The following is a 14,189-nucleotide window of genomic DNA, read 5'->3' as shown; positions in this document are numbered from 1 at the left end:
GCTCATTTAATTACTGAATGTTAAAACTATTTACCACAGGGTTTTGGGAAGCTATTGCGAGGTTAATTCTTCGTAATAAGATTTTCATATTAATTGCCATCATTTTGGCAACTGTGTTTTTTAGTATGCAATGGAAACATATGCGCTTTACATACACCGAAGCCAATATGTTACCAGACGAACACGAAGTTAATATTACATATAATGACTTTTTAAAAGTCTTTGGAGAAGAAGGTAATCTTATTGTTTTGGGAGTAAAAGACTCGAGTTTATTTTCCGTTCAACAGCTTAATGCTTGGAACAAGCTTGCAGATTCTTTTAAATCTTTTGATGAAGTTGAAACAGTTTTATCAATTAAAGATCTTCAGAAATTAGTTAAGAATACTAAAAAAGAACAGTTCGATTTAGAGCCTTTTATTAAAGACTCAATTTCTAGTACTGAGCAGATTGATACGCTTCAAGAGGAATTGTTTAAACAATATCCGTTTTACGATAACTTTTTATTTAATGCTGAAACAAAAACGATACGTACGGCAATCTATCTAAAAAAAGATATTGTCAATACCTCAGCAAGAAAAGATTTTATAATTGAAGTCCTTCAACCAAAAATAGATGCTTTCGAATCAAAAACCCAGTTAGATGTTCGTATATCTGGGATGCCCTATATTCGAACACTAAATGCTCAGAACATTGTCGATGAGATTCCTATTTTTATAGGAGCTGCTCTTTTGATTACATCTCTAATTTTCTTTTTGTTTTTTAGATCGTTCAGAGCAACATTTATTTCTCTAATTGTAGTATGTACCGGAGTAATGTGGACCTTCGGAATTATTGGCATTCTAGGTTATGAAATAACGGTTCTTACGGCTTTAATTCCTCCTCTCATTATTGTCATTGGTATTCCTAATTGCATTTTCTTAATCAATAAGTATCAGCATGAGGTTAAATCTCATGGTAATAAGGTAAAATCATTGCAGCGTGTTATTACTAAAGTCGGTAATGCAACGTTGATGACTAATGTTACCACAGCTTCAGGTTTTGCAACATTTATTCTTACCGAAAGTAAATTACTTAAAGAATTTGGTATTGTCGCTTCATTAAGCATATTAGCAATTTTTATACTTTGTTTACTTATTATTCCAATAATATATACGTTTCTTCCCTACCCTAAACAACGCCATTTAGAACATTTAAACAAACGGTGGATTGGTGGTTTTGTGAATTGGATGGAGCACATGGTAAAACACAAAAAAATTACTATTTATGTTACGGCACTTGTGCTAATTATTGCAAGTATGCTTGGAATAAACCAAATTAGAATTTCTGGTAGTCTAATTGAGGATATGCCTCAAGATAAAGAGTTCTTTAGAGATATTCGTTTTTTTGAAGACGAATTTAACGGTATTATGCCATTGGAAATCATGGTAGATACCAAACGTAAAAAGGGAGTCATGAAATTGGCTACTTTAAAACGAATTGATGAACTCGAAGAACTTATAGTTGAAACACCAGAATTATCAAAGCCAATATCTGTTGTAAGTTTGATAAAATATAGTAAACAAGCTTATTATAACGGCAATCCTAAGTATTACCAATTACCAACTAGTCAAGAAAATAGTTTTATCCTTTCTTATGCTAAAAACTCTAACTCTGATGTAGACTTACTAAAGAATTTTGTAGATAGTACAGGTCAATATGCGCGTATCACAACCTTTATGAAAGATATTGGTACAGACAAGATGGAGCGCATCGAAGAAAACCTTCAGAATAAGATAAATAAGGTGTTTCCTGAAGAACGCTACAATGTTATTATGACAGGCAAAGCTTTGGTGTTTCAAAAGGGGACTAAATATTTAGTGAGAAACCTAGTAATATCATTGACTCTAGCCATCTTCCTTATTTCATTATTCATGGCCTATCTGTTTCGTTCTTTTAGAATGATTATTGTGTCGTTAATCCCAAACTTATTACCGCTTTTAGTTACAGCAGGATTAATGGGTTATTTAGGTGTCCCAATAAAACCATCGACAATATTAGTGTTTAGTATCGCTTTTGGTATTTCTGTTGATGATACTATTCACTTTTTAGCAAAATACAGACAAGAATTACAAGCTAACCATTGGAAAATCAGAAAATCGGTATATGCAGCGCTTAGAGAAACTGGAGTAAGTATGTTCTATACCTCTATCGTATTATTCTTTGGTTTCTCTGTATTTACAATTTCGAGCTTTGGTGGTACTGTTGCTTTAGGAGCTCTGGTATCTGTTACATTGCTTTTCGCCATGCTTTCTAACTTGCTCTTATTGCCATCACTTTTGCTCTCATTAGAGCGTAATATTGCCAATAAAGAAGTGTTGCGAGAGCCTTCAATTAATATTATTCCTTCGGAAGATGATGAAACCGAAGATGACATAGAAAATCAAGAAGAAAATTTATAATAGCATTTCAAAATTATTTAAATCATGACAACAAAATCTGTAGCAGAACTACTATCACAAGATGTGACCTTGCAAGATGTTACCGTAAAAGGATGGGTAAGAACTTTTAGAGCTAATCGGTTTATAGCATTAAACGATGGTTCTACAATAAATAATATTCAATGTGTTGTTGATTTCGAAAATTTTGATGAAGCGCTTTTAAAGCGTATAACTACTGGAGCTGCTATTCACGTTACTGGTGAATTAGTAGAAAGTCAAGGTAAAGGTCAATCAGTTGAAATCGTTGTGAAAAGTTTAGATGTTTTAGGGGATTCAGATCCTGAAACTTATCCTATTCAACCTAAAAAGCACTCATTTGAATTCTTAAGAGAAAATGCTCATTTACGAACTAGAACCAATACATTTAGTGCAGTAATGCGCATAAAGTCTACATTATCTTTCGCTATACATAAGTATTTTACCGATAATGGATTTTACAATATGCACACACCTATAATTACTGGTAGTGATGCCGAAGGAGCGGGCGATATGTTTCGTGTTAGTACTTTAGATCCTAAAAACCCTCCATTGACTGAAGATGGTGAGGTAAATTATAAAGAGGATTTTTTTGGTAAAGAAACCAACCTTACTGTTTCAGGTCAGTTAGAAGCAGAAACTTATGCTATGTCTCTAGGTAAGGTTTACACTTTTGGCCCAACATTTAGAGCAGAAAATTCTAATACTTCTCGTCACTTGGCCGAGTTTTGGATGATTGAGCCTGAAGTCGCTTTTATGGATTTAGCTGGTAATATGGATTTAGCGGAAGACTTTTTGAAATCAGTTTTAAGTTATTTACTAGAGCATAATAAAGAAGATTTAGAATTTTTAGATAAACGCTTGCAAGATGAAGAGAAAAAATTGCCTCAAGCAGAGCGAAGTCCAATGAACATTATTGATAAAATTAAGTTTGTTGTTGACAATAATTTTAAACGCGTTAGCTATACTGAAGCCATCGATATTCTTAGAAATTGCAAACCTAATAAAAAGAAAAAATTCCAGTATCTTATAAATGAATGGGGAGCAGATTTACAATCTGAACACGAGCGTTTCTTAGTCGAAAAGCACTTTAAAAGTCCTGTAATATTATTTGATTATCCTGCGAATATTAAAGCATTTTACATGCGTTTAAATGAGCCAGACAATGAAGGAAGAGAAACAGTTAGAGCCATGGATATTTTGTTTCCAGGTATTGGTGAGATGGTTGGTGGTTCTCAACGTGAAGAACGTTTAGAAGTTTTAAAAGAGAAGATGAAAGCACTAGATATTCCAGAAGAAGAGCTATGGTGGTATTTAGATTTGCGTAAATACGGAACAGCTGTACATTCTGGTTTTGGATTAGGTTTTGAGCGTTTAGTAATGTTTGCTACAGGTATGGGAAATATTAGAGATGTTATCCCTTATCCAAGAACACCTCAAAATGCTGAGTTTTAAATAAAATATTAAACCTATTAGTTTCTATAACCTAATAGGTTTTTCTTATTTTTATAATCAACAGAAATTTTATGTCCCTAAAACAGTTTTTACAATTTAAACTATCACAGAAGCTATCACCTCAGCAGATTCAACTTATGAAGTTGATTCAGTTACCTACACAAGCTTTTGAACAACGTTTAAAACAAGAATTAGAAGAAAATCCTGCATTAGATACTGGCAAAGAATCTGAAGCTTCAGATGATAACATTGATGATTTTGACAATTCTACAGAAGATTACGATGACAATGAAACGATTGATGCAGATGACATCAATATAGATGAGTATTTAAGCGACGATGAAATCCCTGAATACAGAACACAAGCCAATAATTATAGTGCAGATGATGAAGATAAAAGTGTCCCATATGCTGCCGGTACATCTTTTACGCAACACTTAATCAATCAATTAAATACATTTAGACTTTCAGATCAGGAAGAAGAAATTGCCTATTTCTTAGTTGGTAGTGTAGATGAAAGTGGTTATATACGTCGTTCTTTATCAGATATTACTGATGACTTAGCATTTACTCAAAATGTTTTTACAACAGAAGAAGAAATTGAAAAGGTACTTAGCATTGTACATCAGTTAGATCCTGCAGGTGTTGGTGCGCGTAGTCTTCAAGAATGTTTAAGTATTCAGCTACATAGAAAGGAACAGCATCCAAATGTTGAATTGGCAACTGCAATCATCGATAAAGGCTTTGAGCAGTTTACTAAAAAACACTATAAAAAGTTAATGCATAAATTTAGCATTAACGAGGAACAACTTAAGGATGCGATTGAAGAAATAGAACGTCTTAATCCTAAACCTGGTGGTTCTTATGCTGGTAATAATAAAATTGTGGAGCATATTGTACCAGACTTTGCTATAAAGATTGTTGACGGTGAGCTAGAGTTAACATTAAATGGCAGAAATGCTCCTGAGCTTCACGTATCGCGAGAATACAATAATATGCTCAAGGGTTATAAAGACACTAAAGACAAATCTAAAGCGCAAAAAGATGCCGTGATGTTCATTAAGCAAAAGCTTGATGCTGCCAAATGGTTTATTGAGGCCGTAAGACAGCGTCAGCAGACTTTATTTGTGACTATGAGTTCAATTATGCACTATCAGAAGGAATACTTTTTAACAGGTGATGAGCGAAATCTACGACCAATGATTTTAAAGGATATTGCTGATGAAATAGAAATGGATGTTTCAACCATTTCTAGAGTAGCCAATAGCAAATATGTGGATACACCTTACGGTACTAAACTAATCAAAGAATTCTTCTCAGAGTCTATGACCAATGATCAAGGTGAAGAAGTTTCTACTCGAGAAATTAAGAAAATTCTTGAAACTGTAATTGAAGAGGAAAATAAAAAGAAACCTTTGACTGATGAGGCACTTTCTAAAATACTAAAAGAAAAAGGCTACCCTATTGCAAGACGCACAGTTGCAAAATATAGAGAACAATTAGACATTCCTGTTGCGCGTTTAAGAAAGGAGTTATAATAGTAAATTTGGATGAAGAATTTTATTTTAAAAGGCATTTCGTTTGTTTTTCATCCACTTATTATGCCTCTTTTGGGCGTTCTCTTTTATTTCTCTAAAACACCTCGTTTTATTCCTGAGCCTGTAATAAAGGCTAAGATTTTTTCAATAATTATTCTTACTATAATATTACCTATACTATTATTCTTCTTACTTAAAACAATTAATAAAGTAGATTCTATTTATTTAAAAAGTACAAAAGAGCGTTTAATCCCTCTGTTTATAAATTGTATTATAACTACATTGATTCTTATTCGAGTTTTAACATTGAAAGAAATTGTAGAATTATATTATTTCTTTTTAGGTATTCTTTGCTCAACACTAGCATGTTTAATTCTAGCAATATTTAAGGTAAAGGCAAGTATTCATATGATTGCCGCATCAGGCTTTTTTATGTTTGCTGTTGCTTTAGGCATTCACTATCAAATTAACATTAATGGTACGATTGCAATTATGATGATTATTCTTGGAGCTATTGCCACATCTCGATTACATTTGAAAGCACACACTAATCCAGAATTAATTATTGGTTTTTTTATTGGTCTATTTCCGCAATTTATACTTGTAAATTATTGGTTATAGAATATAGAACATCAACCCTATTTTAAGAGATTTTAGATTTAAAGCTTCATCGTCTAATTTTACACTGTCTTCGAATATAGTATTTAACCCATAGTAGACCTGAAAATTCCACGTGCCATAACCAGCACTGAGCGTTAAGCCATATTGAATTTTGTTAAAGCCATTTATATTACTTAAGTTCTGGTTGACTTCTTCACTCTTAAACTTTGAGGAATTGTAAAGCAAATAACCTACCTTAAAGCCTGTATATATTCTCCAAAAATTATAATCAGTTGTTGTCGACGTTCTCCAACGAACCTCTAATGGTATTTCAACTAAGTATGTCGTAAACTTATTTTTAGAAACATTGAAATTGTCCTCATTAATAATACTTAGTGCAATATCATCATTAAGTTCTTCAATCAATAAATTCTTTTGATTGTATGAGTTTGTAGATATACCTAAACCTAAACCAATTGCGAAATTTCTCCTTTCATTTATTGGCATGTCTCTTATAAACCCAAAATGAAAACCAGAAGAAAATCCGCTTTGAGAAATATCTTTAGGCTTATTATTTAACAAATTATAAGTGACTGAAGCGTAAAACTGATCTTCTCTGTAATTTTTATATAGTTCAGCTTTGTCAGTATCATCTACTTGAGAAAATCCTAGTTGCCCTATAAAAAAGATAAAAAGTAAAAATGTAAATTTCATGTAATAAAACTACAAAATCTTTAGATGAGATTACATAAAAAAACGCCCTGATTACACAGGACGTTCTATTTATAAAATTAAGAATATATAAATATTATTCTTCTAATTTTGCATTAGCAATGTACATTACTTTTAAAGCATTAGCTTTACGCAGTTCTTGCTTAATGTCTGAAACTAAGCCAGCATTGGTGTTTTTATCCACCTTAAGACCAACCACTACTTTACTTTGTAATTCTTCATTCAATTCTGCAATTCCTGTAAGGATAGAGGGCTTTACATCTTCTACACTAATAAAAGCATCGTTAAATTGAATTCGTGGCTCTTTCCCAAATTGACTAAATTGACTACTAGGCTTACCTGCATAGATAAAAATAGTTCTGTCTTTTTTTAATTTTTCAACTTGATCTGCACTTGGCAATATGTTTTCAATCATTAAAGAACTGTCTCTCATTACAGTTGCCACCATAAAAAAGAAAAGCAACATAAATACAATATCTGGTAATGAAGCCGTTGAGATTGCCGGCAATTCACCTTTACCTTTTTTTCTAAATTTAGACATATTCGTTTCTTTTAATTTTTATCAGGTTCTGCTTCAGATAATTTCAATGGAAACAATTTTTTAACTGTTTCTATTTGCTCGTTCAACTTCTCATCCTTTTTAAACTGATTCTTTTCTTTCTCTTCTAACATAGATTTAAATGATCTGTTAAAAAGACGCTGAGCTTCACGTTCTCTAAGTGTATTATAGGCAGCAACAAGTTCGTTCTGTACATCCATATACTTCTCGTACGTCGTCTCTCTATCGTGTTTCATAGAGATAATTGCTTTGTCCGGATGATCAGATGAAGATTCATCTCTTTTACCCTTACAATATGTACAAGACTCTCCAGCTGCATTTGTACTTCCACCATTATCTAAGAACTCTATTGCCGCTTGTCTTAAATCCTTTAATTGCATTTCTTCATCTTCTACTAGCAATTGGTTATGACGATTTATTAATACAGTGAATAAATTCTTCTGCTTAATAATTGGAGGCTCAACTTCTGAGTCATCAATAGGTGGCAAACTTCTTAATAATCCTTTGTCTTTCTCTATTGTGGTTGTCACTAAGAAAAAGATAAGTAATAAGAAAGCAATGTCAGCCATTGATCCTGCATTTACTTCGGGTGCTGATCTTTTTGCCATACTAATTTATTTAGAGATTATTTTTTTTACTCCTGAAAAAATCATGGTTATTGCAGCAACTGCTAACAATATATAGAAAGCTACTAAACCAGCGCCAACCATAGTAGATTGCCCATCTGTCGCAAAGGTATTATCTTCTTGCAACTCATACTTCATTGGATCACCTCCTGAAACAAGATATGCAATCAAAAGCACTGCTAAAAATGCACCAACACCTATCAAAGTGTTCTTTAGATTTGCTGTATTTGTAAATAGATTTTTTAATACAAAAAACAATACAAACAATACAGTTATACCTAATGTTATATATCCTATCCAAGCCATAGGCTCAAAGAGTCCATCCTCTCCGCCTGTTTTTATGGCTTCATCACCAGCTGCAATAATTCTAACCAGAGAAACAATTCCGATTAAACTTAAAACTGCGGCTACAATTTTTAATATTTTATGCATAATTGATTTCTATTTTTTGTGTCTTACTAATAAATCCATCAATGTGATAGATGCGTCTTCCATATCGTTTACAATACTATCTATTTTAGCAATAATATAGTTGTAAAAAATTTGAAGTATAATCGCTACAATAAGACCAAATACTGTTGTTAAAAGCGCTACTTTAATACCACCTGCAACTAAAGACGGTTGCATATCACCGGCAGCTTCAATTTTATCAAAGGCTTGAATCATACCAATTACAGTTCCCATGAAACCAAGCATTGGTGCCAAAGCGATAAATAAGGATATCCAAGATACATTCTTTTCTAACTGTCCCATTTGAACTCCTCCGTAAGCCACTACAGCTTTTTCAGCAGCATCAATATCTTCGTCTGCTCTATCTAAACCTTGATAGAATATAGAAGCAACAGGTCCTTTTGTATTTCTACAAACTTCCTTAGCAGCTTCAATACCACCAGAATTTAATGCATCCTCTACATTTTGAGTTAACTTTTTAGTGTTTGTTGTTGAAAGGTTTAAAAAGATAATTCTCTCTATAGCAATTGCTAATCCAAGAATTAAACATAATAATACAATTCCCATAAAGCCAGGGCCACCTTCAATAAAACGCTTTTTTAATTCTTGATGGAAACTCAAATCTTCTTCCACAGCTTCAGCTGTTTCTTGAGTTACACTTGTTACAGTTGCTGTTGTAGTTGCTAATGTTGTTGCATTGGCGTTAACAGTTCCGATAGCCATTAAACATGTTATGGCAAGGATAGAAAATAATCTTTTCATTGTTCTGAATCTTAATTTTATTAGTTAAAGTGTTAAAGATAAAAAAAATAATGTAACAATCGTTAAAATATAAGCAGAGAGGAAGGGATTCGAACCCTCGATACCCTTTTGGAGTATACACACTTTCCAGGCGTGCGCCTTCGACCACTCGGCCACCTCTCTGTAATTTTAGCTTAAAAATTACATTAGTGCCAAATAACAAAAAAAACTTTAAACGCTGAAATTAAATCTAATATTTTTAGGACATTTCTCCTCTTAGTGATGTTTCAAAAATAGTTTTGAAGTCCTTATCATCAACGTTCTCTCCTAAAAGATACATCAGTTTGGTAATAGCTGCTTCTGTAGTGATGTCTTTTCCAGAAATAACACCGATAGACTTTAATTGTGAACTAGTTTCATATTGTCCCATTCTAACACTTCCACCAGCACATTGAGTTACATTTATGATATGAAGTCCTTTGTCAATAGCTTCTTTTAATAAATCAATAAACCAAGATTCTGTTGTTGCGTTTCCAGAACCATAAGTTTCAATTATTAGCCCTTTTATTAATTGACTTCTTAAAACTGCTTCTAAAATTGGTCTAGATATACCTGGAAATAGTTTTAAAATACCAACATTGGTATCCATTTCTGTTCGTACAATTAAATCCTCTTCTGGTTTTGGTCGTCGTAGAAACTCGGTATTGACTTTTAAATGCACTCCAGATTCTGCTAAATAAGGATAATTAAGAGACTCAAATGCCTCAAAATGTTCAGCATTTATTTTTGTGGTTCTATTACCTCTATATAATTTGTATTCAAAATAAAGACAAACTTCTTTAATCGTAGGTTCTCCATTATTTCGTAAAGATGCCATTTGAATAGATGTAATTAAATTCTCTTTAGCGTCTGTACGTAAATCGCCAATAGGTAATTGAGAACCTGTAAATATGACTGGCTTAACGAGGTTTTCTAACATAAAACTAAGGGCAGATGCTGAATAACTCATGGTATCACTTCCATGTAATACAACAAAACCATCAAATTTTTGGTAGTTAGTATGTATAATTTTTGCAATATCAGCCCAATAATTTGGGCTCATATTCGAAGAATCAATCGGTTTTTCAAATGATATGGTTTCAATATTACAGTCTAAAAGACGGAGTTCTGGAATTTTATCTAATAAACTCTCAAAATCAAATGCTCTTAACTCTCCTGTATCGGCATCTTTAATCATACCAATAGTTCCACCAGTATATATTAGTAGTATGTTAGGCTTTTCTATCATTTTAAATTCCAAATATAGCTTTTGAGTTTTCTGTCGTTATACTTGCTATGTCTTGAACACTTTCTCCGTAAAGTTCGGATAATTTTTCTAATACCATATTTATGTAGGAGCTTTCATTACGTTTTCCTCTATATGGTTTTGGTGCTAAATATGGTGAATCGGTTTCTAAAACAATATGCTTTAAATCTATTTGATTAATGAATTGATCTATTTTACCATTTTTAAAGGTAACAACTCCACCAATACCTAACTTCATGTTATAAGATATTGCCTGATGTGCTTGTTCTAAACTTCCTGTGAAGCAATGAAAAATTCCGAAGAGGTCTTCTGATTTTTCTTGTTCTAAAACCTCAAAAATCTCATCAAAAGCTTCTCTGCAATGAATGACTATAGGAAGTTTATAGTTTTTGGCAAGGTTTATTTGATACTTAAAGGCTTCAATCTGAATATCTAAAGTGGTTTTATCCCAATATAAATCAATACCTATTTCTCCAACGGCGTAAAATTTTCTTTTTGCTAATTGCTTTTCAACATGTTTCAACTCCTCCAAATAATTTTCTTTTACGTGAGTTGGATGCAAACCCATCATTAAAAACACATTATCAGGAAATGCTTTTTCAAGTTGAAACATAGATTCTGTATAAGAAGAGTCTATTGCAGGAATGAAAAACCGCTTTACATTGGCATCTATAGCTCGGTTAATCATCTCAATTCTATCGGTATCAAAAGCTTCACTATACAAGTGAGTATGTGTATCAGTAATAATCATGAAGCAAAAATAACCGTTTAAATATTATATTTACAAAAATTCTATAAATGGAAACATTAAAGGACTTCCTTATAAATAAAGGGTATTCCAAAATTAAACTTAAGCTTACTAAAACTAATCATTTCGAAATTAAGGCCTCAATTAATGACGTAAAGGGTCAGTTTATTTTAGATACAGGAGCCTCGAGCAGTTGTGTGGGATTTGAAGCTATTGAACGTTTTAATCTTATTGTAAAAGATTCTGAAATAAAGGCTGTAGGTGCAGGTGCATCTGACATGGCTACTAAAATCTCAAATTCTAACCATTTGAAAATTGGTACTTGGAAAAAAAATCGTATTGCATTAATTCTATTTAATTTATCACACGTTAACACAGGGCTTATTAACCACGACGCAGAGCCCGTAGATGGTATCATTGGCGCAGATGTTTTAAAAAAAGGAAAAGCTATTATAGACTACGAAAAAAAATACTTGTATTTAAAGCTATAAGAAATTTCATATGCTGAAGATTCTTATTATCTTTAGATATTATAGTTGAATTAATAGCAAAATGAGCCCAACCATCATAATTGCTGATGATCATCCTTTGATTCTCAGAGGTCTTCAGGAATTTTTAAATGAAAAAAACTTCAATGTTTTGGCGAGTGCAAAAAATGGAAAAGAAGCACTTGCCTTAATAAAAGCTCATGTTCCTGATATAGCAATTTTAGATATTAAAATGCCTTTCTACACAGGTTTACAAATTGCAGAGAAATGTAAAGCTGACAATATACCTACAAAAATTGTCCTCATTACTTTTGAAAAAGACGAGATAACCTATACTAAAGCGAAAACATTGGGTATATATGGATATGTTCTTAAAGAATTTGCCCTTGAAGAAATAGAAAATTGCATTGCATCTGTAATTAAAGACAAAGCATATTTTAGTCCTGAGCTTTTAACTTTTCTCGAAGTAAATAACGTGCCTGAAAAATTGAAGGTTTTAACGGAATCTGAAACTAAGATTTTTAAACTCATTGCTGCTAATAAAACTGCTACAGAGATTGCCGATGAGTTATTTATTTCGGTAAGAACTGTAGAAAAACACAAAAGTCATATTAGAACCAAACTTGCATTAGACTCAAAATCAGCGAGTTTATACTTATTTGCTAAAGAAAATTTAAAATATATCTAAATATACGTAGTTCTACGTATAGTATTGCATTGATTTATTTAAGAACTTTACCATGTTATTAATTAAGGGTTAATAACGAGCTATTAGTTAGTTCTTAGGGGATTATTTGAGCCTCGGACATTGTTCGAGGCTCTTTTTATGGAATTAACTTACAATTTTGTATTAAAAAAGTCAAAATATACGTAGTTCTACGTATAGTATTGCATTAAAATTATTCGGAAATTTACATCAGCTATTAATCAAAGCCTCAGATTAAATTCTTAAAAGCTCTGGATTAGCTTATGATTCAGAGCTTTGTTTAAAAAAAATTAGTTTTATGGAAACAATGAAAAACAATACCTCAAAAAGCGATAGAATATTTATAGTGCTTTTAATTATAAGTTCTGTAATTGTAATATCCGCCAATATAGCTGTTAATTTTTTTAGTTAATTTTAGTTAGTTATACTCTTGTTAGTTAGGAGTAAAAAAGCGCAATTCTAATTAGAATTGCGCTTTTTAAGTTTTGTTAAATAATAGACCTACATCTCTAAAGCCTTTTTCACATTATTATCCATTAATAACTCTTCAGGATTCTCTAACGCTTCTTTTACAGCTACTAAGAAACCAACAGACTCTTTTCCATCAATAATTCTATGATCATAAGACAAAGCGACATACATCATTGGATGTATTTCAACCTTACCATCAACAGCGATTGGGCGTTGTATAATATTATGCATTCCTAAAATTCCACTCTGTGGTGGATTAATAATTGGTGTAGATAACATACTGCCAAATACACCTCCATTAGTTATTGTGAAGGTACCTCCTGTCATTTCATCTACAGTAATTTCACCTTCTCTTGCTCTTATAGCTAAACGTTTTACTTCAGATTCTATACCTCTAAAAGATAGGTTTTCAGCATTTCTAATTACTGGCACCATTAATCCTTTTGGACCTGATACGGCAATACTAATATCTACAAAATCATAAGATAACATCTCTTTTCCGTCTATCATCGAGTTTACTGCAGGATACATTTTCAACGCTCTTACCACTGCCAAAGAAAAGAAACTCATAAACCCAAGACTTACACCATGCTTAGCTTTAAAGTCTTCTTTGTATTGTTTACGTAATTCAAAAATCGGAGTCATGTTAACCTCATTAAATGTGGTTAACATAGCTGTTGTATTTTTAGCTTCGACCAAACGTTCCGCAACCTTACGGCGTAACATTGACATTTTACTTCGTGATGTACCTCTGTTTCCACCTGTTGGAGTTCCCATTGAAGGCACAGCATTAACGGCATCCTCTTTAGTTATTCTTCCATCTTTCCCAGTACCAGTAACAGTGTTAGCATTAACTCCTTTCTCTGCTAATACTTTTTTAGCGGCAGGACTTGGAGTACCAGAAGCATAGGTTTTTTCAGAAGGATTTGGTGCCTTTTCACCTGTATCTTTAGTTTCTTTTTGCTCCTTCGCAAGTTCTTTTTCAACACCTTTTTCATTACCTCCTTCGTCACCACCTTTATAAGTTGTTGAAGCTTCGGCTTTTGGTTCTGCACTTGTATCAATTAAACAAACCACGGCACCTACCTCAACAGCATCACCTTCTTCTGCTTTTAACGTAATCGTTCCGCTTGCCTCTGCTGGTAATTCTAAAGTTGCTTTATCACTATCTACCTCAGCAATAGCTTGGTCTTTTTCCACATAATCTCCATCTTCAACTAACCATTCTGCAATTTCCACCTCAGTAATCGATTCGCCTGGTGAAGGCACTTTCATTTCTAAAATCATGGGCTTTATTTTATTTAAGCTCTAATTTG

The 14,189-nt window shown here is 32.6% G+C and carries 14 protein-coding genes and 1 tRNA gene; 6 read left to right on the top strand and 9 right to left on the bottom strand.

The annotated features are described in order from the left end of the window. Positions 1 to 17 precede the first annotated feature (17 nt). The 4 genes from Q0822_RS07345 to Q0822_RS07330 all read left to right on the top strand — a co-directional run bounded on the left by Q0822_RS07345 (position 18) and on the right by Q0822_RS07330 (position 6,067). Positions 18 to 2,438, top strand: coding sequence for an efflux RND transporter permease subunit (locus tag Q0822_RS07345; RefSeq protein WP_299122008.1), 2,421 nt, complete (start codon positions 18 to 20; stop codon positions 2,436 to 2,438). 24 nt (positions 2,439 to 2,462) lie between these two features. Next, complete coding sequence (gene asnS / locus Q0822_RS07340; RefSeq protein WP_299122006.1) at positions 2,463 to 3,908, top strand: asparagine--tRNA ligase; 1,446 nt, start codon at positions 2,463 to 2,465, stop codon at positions 3,906 to 3,908. A gap of 71 nt (positions 3,909 to 3,979) precedes the next feature. After that, positions 3,980 to 5,446, top strand: coding sequence for an RNA polymerase factor sigma-54 (gene rpoN / locus Q0822_RS07335; protein WP_299122004.1), 1,467 nt, complete (start codon positions 3,980 to 3,982; stop codon positions 5,444 to 5,446). Between the two features lie 12 nt (positions 5,447 to 5,458). Then, complete coding sequence (locus Q0822_RS07330; protein WP_299122001.1) at positions 5,459 to 6,067, top strand: hypothetical protein; 609 nt, start codon at positions 5,459 to 5,461, stop codon at positions 6,065 to 6,067. Here Q0822_RS07330 and Q0822_RS07325 read toward each other — a convergent pair. The 8 genes from Q0822_RS07325 to Q0822_RS07290 form a co-directional block, all read right to left on the bottom strand. Next, positions 6,062 to 6,760 carry a porin family protein gene (locus Q0822_RS07325; protein ID WP_299121998.1) on the bottom strand — a complete coding sequence of 233 codons (699 nt, stop codon included), beginning with the start codon at positions 6,758 to 6,760 and terminating at the stop codon, positions 6,062 to 6,064. The two genes, Q0822_RS07330 and Q0822_RS07325, sit on opposite strands and share 6 nt — an antisense overlap. A gap of 94 nt (positions 6,761 to 6,854) precedes the next feature. After that, on the bottom strand, positions 6,855 to 7,319 hold the full coding sequence (locus Q0822_RS07320) for a biopolymer transporter ExbD (RefSeq protein ID WP_299121995.1): 465 nt from the start codon (positions 7,317 to 7,319) through the stop codon (positions 6,855 to 6,857). Between the two features lie 11 nt (positions 7,320 to 7,330). Continuing rightward, complete coding sequence (locus tag Q0822_RS07315) at positions 7,331 to 7,945, bottom strand: biopolymer transporter ExbD (RefSeq protein ID WP_299121992.1); 615 nt, start codon at positions 7,943 to 7,945, stop codon at positions 7,331 to 7,333. A 6-nt stretch (positions 7,946 to 7,951) separates the two neighbouring features. Continuing rightward, positions 7,952 to 8,395: a hypothetical protein gene (locus tag Q0822_RS07310; RefSeq protein ID WP_299121989.1), complete on the bottom strand. Its 444-nt coding sequence runs from the start codon at positions 8,393 to 8,395 to the stop codon at positions 7,952 to 7,954. 9 nt (positions 8,396 to 8,404) lie between these two features. Then, positions 8,405 to 9,175: a MotA/TolQ/ExbB proton channel family protein gene (locus Q0822_RS07305; protein WP_299121987.1), complete on the bottom strand. Its 771-nt coding sequence runs from the start codon at positions 9,173 to 9,175 to the stop codon at positions 8,405 to 8,407. Positions 9,176 to 9,249: 74 nt separating this feature from the next. Continuing rightward, a tRNA-Ser gene (locus Q0822_RS07300) sits at positions 9,250 to 9,337 on the bottom strand. Between the two features lie 76 nt (positions 9,338 to 9,413). Further along, positions 9,414 to 10,442 (bottom strand): asparaginase, encoded by a 1,029-nt coding sequence (locus Q0822_RS07295; protein WP_299121983.1) that lies wholly within the window; start codon positions 10,440 to 10,442, stop codon positions 9,414 to 9,416. Position 10,443: 1 nt separating this feature from the next. Beyond that, positions 10,444 to 11,211, bottom strand: a complete 768-nt coding sequence (locus tag Q0822_RS07290; protein WP_299121979.1) for a TatD family hydrolase — start codon at positions 11,209 to 11,211, stop codon at positions 10,444 to 10,446. A 47-nt stretch (positions 11,212 to 11,258) separates the two neighbouring features. Between Q0822_RS07290 and Q0822_RS07285 the strand changes: the two genes are divergently transcribed. Both Q0822_RS07285 and Q0822_RS07280 read left to right on the top strand, forming a co-directional pair. Continuing rightward, complete coding sequence (locus Q0822_RS07285) at positions 11,259 to 11,699, top strand: retropepsin-like aspartic protease (protein ID WP_299121975.1); 441 nt, start codon at positions 11,259 to 11,261, stop codon at positions 11,697 to 11,699. 61 nt (positions 11,700 to 11,760) lie between these two features. Next, complete coding sequence (locus Q0822_RS07280) at positions 11,761 to 12,384, top strand: response regulator transcription factor (protein WP_299121972.1); 624 nt, start codon at positions 11,761 to 11,763, stop codon at positions 12,382 to 12,384. Between the two features lie 519 nt (positions 12,385 to 12,903). Here the strand turns inward: Q0822_RS07280 and odhB are convergent. Further along, entirely contained in the window at positions 12,904 to 14,160 is a 1,257-nt protein-coding gene (odhB, locus tag Q0822_RS07275; RefSeq protein ID WP_299121970.1) for a 2-oxoglutarate dehydrogenase complex dihydrolipoyllysine-residue succinyltransferase, read from the bottom strand. Positions 14,161 to 14,189 lie beyond the last annotated feature (29 nt).

It is taken from the genome of uncultured Winogradskyella sp., assembly GCF_947496485.1.
Classification (GTDB): Bacteria; Bacteroidota; Bacteroidia; order Flavobacteriales; family Flavobacteriaceae; genus Winogradskyella.
The sequence above is the reverse complement of the archived record's forward strand: the minus strand, read 5'-3'. Positions and strand labels throughout refer to the sequence as shown.